Below are 2,918 nucleotides of genomic sequence, written 5' to 3'. Positions count from 1 at the left end.
GCGAGGAGCACACATCCTTCGACCCGGGGGTCTCCGAATGGGCGAACCCATCCGTAGCAGTACGGATATCCCGATCCTGAACACATAGGGGCCGGGAGGACAACCCGGGGAACTGAAACATCTAAGTACCCGGAGGAGAGGAAATCAATCTCGAGACTCCCCGAGTAGCGGCGAGCGAAAGGGGACCGATGGCCAAACCGTCGAGCGGGCATACCCGGCAGGGGTTCCGCCGACGGGGTTGCAGGGCCGCGCATCCGGGGGCTGCCGCCCCCGGGCGCAGGTCCGGCTGGGGAGCGGAACGGCATGGGAGGGCCGGCCGCAGCGGGTGACAGCCCCGTACGCGAACCCAGACCGGACGGCGCGACGCGGTCCCTGAGTAGGGCCGGGCACGTGAAACCCGGTCCGAACCTGGGTGGACCACCATCCAAGCCTGAGTACTACCCTGTGACCGATAGCGCACCAGTACCGTGAGGGAAAGGTGAAAAGCACCCCGGGAGGGGAGTGAAACAGTACCTGAAACCGTGCGCCCACGAGCAGTCGGAGCACCCTTCGGGGTGTGACGGCGTGCCTTTTGTAGAATGAGCCAGCGAGTCGCTGGCGCGGGGCGAGGTTAACCGAAAGGGAGCCGGAGCGAAAGCGAGCCTTAACAGGGCGACTTGAGTCCCGCGCCGCGGACGCGAAGCCGGGTGAGCTATCCGTGGGCAGGCTGAAGCGGGGGTAAGACCCCGTGGAGGGCCGAACGCACGTCGGTTGAAAACGGCGGCGATGACCTGCGGATAGGGGTGAAAGGCCAATCAAACCCGGAGATATCTCGTTCTCCCCGAAATAGCTTTAGGGCTAGCGTCGCGCGTTCACCGCCGGAGGTAGAGCACCGGATGGACGAGGGGGCTTCGCCGCCTACCGAATCCAACCGAACTCCGAATGCCGGCGGCCCAGAGCGCGGCAGTCAGAGCATGTGGGCTAAGCTGTGTGCTCGAGAGGGAAACAGCCCGGACCGCCCGCTAAGGTCCCCAAGTTCCAGCCGAGTGGCAAAGGATGTGCGTCCGCCCAGACAACCAGGATGTTGGCTTAGAAGCAGCCATGCATTCAAAGAGTGCGTAACAGCTCACTGGTCGAGTGGACATGCGCCGACAATACACGGGGCTAAGCTGGACACCGAAGCGGCGGGATTTTATCTATATAGAATCGGTAGGGGAGCTTCCCATGGGCGGTGAAGCCGCCGGGCGACCGGCGGTGGAGCGCATGGGAGTGAGAATGCTGGCATGAGTAGCGAGAGACGAGAGAGTAACTCGTCCGCCGTGAACCCGAGGTTTCCTGGGCAAGGCTAATCCTCCCAGGGTCAGTCGGGGGCTAAGGCGAGGCCGGGAGGCGTAGCCGACGCGCAGCAGGCAGACATTCCTGCACCGCGCACGCGGCGCTACGACCGACGGGGCGACGGATGGGGGTGGCTCGGCGGGGTTCTGGACGTCCCCGTGATGGAGCGCGGCCCGCGGACCAGGGAAATCCGGTCCGCACGAGGGCGAGGCTCCGGACGAAGCATCTGAGCGAAGCGAGTGAGCCCGAGGTCCCTAGAAAAACCCCTAGGCAGGCGCGTGCGCGCCCGTACCGCAAACCGACACAGGTGGGTGGGTAGAACATACCGAGGCGATCGGGTCAACCATGGTCAAGGAACTCGGCACAATGGCCCCGTAACTTCGGGAGAAGGGGTGCCCGCGCGTACGTGAACGGACTTGCTCCGGGAGCGGAGGCGGGCCGCAGTGGAGAGGCCCAAGCGACTGTTTACCAAAAACACAGGACTCTGCAGAAGCCGCAAGGCGACGTATAGGGTCTGACGCCTGCCCGGTGCCGGAAGGTCACGCGGAGGAGTTAGCCGCAAGGCGAAGCCCCGAAGCCAAGCCCCGGTAAACGGCGGCCGTAACTATAACGGTCCTAAGGTAGCGAAATTCCTTGTCGGGTAAGTTCCGACCTGCACGAAAGGCGCAACGACTTGGGCGCTGTCTCGACCATGGACCCGGTGAAATTGCACTGGTCGTGAAGATGCGACTTACCCGCGGAAGGACGGAAAGACCCCGTGAACCTTCACTGCAGCTTGGCATTGGCCGCTGGTCCCGCGTGTAGAGGATAGGCAGGAGGCACAGATCCGGAGGCGCCAGCCCCCGGGGAGCCGCCCTTGGAATACTGCCCTCGCGCGACCGGCGTCCTAACCCGAGGCCGTCAACCGGCTCGGGGACCGTGCCAGGCGGGCAGTTTGACTGGGGCGGTCGCCTCCTAAAGGGTAACGGAGGCGCGCGAAGGTCCGCTCGGGACGGTCGGCAACCGTCCTTTTGAATGCAAGAGTACAAGCGGGCTTGACTGCGAGGCCCACAAGCCGAGCAGGTGCGAAAGCAGGCTCTAGTGATCCGGCGGCCCCGAGTGGGTGGGCCGTCGCTCAACGGATAAAAGGTACTCCGGGGATAACAGGCTGATCTTGCCCAAGAGTCCACATCGACGGCAAGGTTTGGCACCTCGATGTCGGCTCATCGCATCCTGGGGCTGGAGCAGGTCCCAAGGGTACGGCTGTTCGCCGTTTAAAGCGGTACGCGAGCTGGGTTCAGAACGTCGTGAGACAGTTCGGTCCCTATCCTCCGTGGGCGCAGGAGAATCGATGGAGGCTGCCCCCAGTACGAGAGGACCGGGGTGGACGCACCTCCGGTGAACCGGTTGTCGACCAACGGCACGGCCGGGTAGCCGCGTGCGGCGCGGATAACCGCTGAAGGCATCTAAGCGGGAAGCCGTTCCAGGGATTAGTTCTCCTTCCGGTAAGGGCCCAGGTAGACTACCTGGTCGATAGACGGCAGGTGCAAGGGCGGCGACGTCCTCAGCCGAGCCGCACTAATCGCCCGAGCTCTTCCGGAACCGCACCTCGCGGCCCGCGGGAC

The 2,918-nt window shown here is 64.4% G+C and carries 1 rRNA gene; it reads left to right on the top strand.

What is annotated here, in order from left to right:
• A 23S ribosomal RNA gene (locus tag DWW51_RS10075) occupies positions 1-2,895 on the top strand; the annotation flags it as partial.
• Between the last annotated feature and the right edge of the window lie 23 nt (positions 2,896-2,918).

The sequence above is a fragment of the Collinsella sp. AF15-51 genome (genome assembly GCF_003462845.1).
Taxonomy (GTDB): Bacteria; Actinomycetota; Coriobacteriia; order Coriobacteriales; family Coriobacteriaceae; genus Collinsella.
The sequence above is the reverse complement of the archived record's forward strand: the minus strand, read 5'-3'. Positions and strand labels throughout refer to the sequence as shown.